The organism is Bradyrhizobium sp. MI1.11 (genome assembly GCF_055811255.1).
The window spans coordinates 1-992 of the sequence record NZ_JBVVPM010000183.1 but is presented as its reverse complement, the minus strand read 5'-3'; the positions used below and the strand labels follow the sequence as shown (position 1 = coordinate 992).

Sequence of the window (992 nt, the reverse complement as noted above, 5' to 3'; positions counted from 1 at the left end):
TGAGCCTCCCCTAAATCGGTGGACACCTATAGCTTAGACAGCAAGAGGTGTCAGATGACGAAACGGCAGCGACGTTCTTATTCGGACGAGTACAAGCGGCAGGCAGTTGATCTGGTTTTGTCGAGCGGCCGCTCGGCGAAGTCGGTATCGAAGGAGCTCGGGCTTGACGGCTCCGTGCTGAGCCGATGGGTGGCGGAGCAGGGCACGGCGAGAGCCGGCGGCAGCGCCGTGGCGCCCACATCGCAAGCGGCGGTGCCGTCGGCGGACCAAGCTGACGTGATTGCGCGGTTGCAGCGGGAAAACGAACAGCTGCGCTTGGAGCGCGACATTTTAAAAAAGTCGATCGCGATCTTTGCTGGACCCCGGACATGAGGTTCCGTTTTATCGAGGATCGCCGCACGGACTATCCGGTCAAGGTCATGTGCCGTGTGCTCGGCGTCTCGCCCGCGGGCTACTATGCCTGGCGGTCGCGCCCGGAAAGCCTCCGGGCCTTGGCTAATCGAGCGCTGCTGGAAGGCATCCAGCGGGTTCATCGCGATAGCCATGGCCGCTATGGCAGCCCGCGCATTCATGTCGAACTCAAAGCCCAGGGACATCATGCAAGCCGTGGCCGGATCGAGCGGCAGATGCGCCATCATGGCATTCGAGCCATCTCGGCCGGGCCGCGACGATGCCGCACCACCGACAGCGGGCACGGCTTCCCGATCGCGCCGAACCTGCTCGGCCGGAACTTCTCGGCCGCCATGCGCAATCAGGTCTGGCTCGCTGACATCACCTTTGTCTGGACCGACCAGGGCTGGTTGTATCTGGCGGCCGTCATGGATCTGTACAGCCGCCGTATCGTGGGCTGGGCCATGGACGACCATCTGCGCGCAGAACTGCCGCTCGCCGCATTACGAATGGCGATCAAGGCGCAAAGACCAGGTCCCGGGCTGATCCATCATTCCGATCGCGGCACACAAGGCGGATTCAAACGGTCGTCGCAACACCAG

The 992-nt window shown here is 63.0% G+C and carries 2 protein-coding genes; both read left to right on the top strand.

Annotated elements, in window-relative coordinates:
* Window positions 1-54 precede the first annotated feature (54 nt).
* Window positions 55-372 carry a transposase gene (locus tag AC0L30_RS43015; protein WP_007593706.1) on the top strand — a complete coding sequence of 106 codons (318 nt, stop codon included), beginning with the start codon at window positions 55-57 and terminating at the stop codon, window positions 370-372.
* Window positions 369-992, top strand: a 624-nt coding sequence (locus tag AC0L30_RS43010) for an IS3 family transposase (RefSeq protein WP_473406792.1), incomplete at its 3' end; no start/stop codon positions are given. The genes AC0L30_RS43015 and AC0L30_RS43010, both read left to right, overlap by 4 nt.

Coding starts and splice junctions, on each gene's coding strand:
- AC0L30_RS43015 (WP_007593706.1), top strand. CDS start 55: ATGACGAAACGGCAGCGACGTTCTTATTCGGACGAGTACAAGCGGCAG.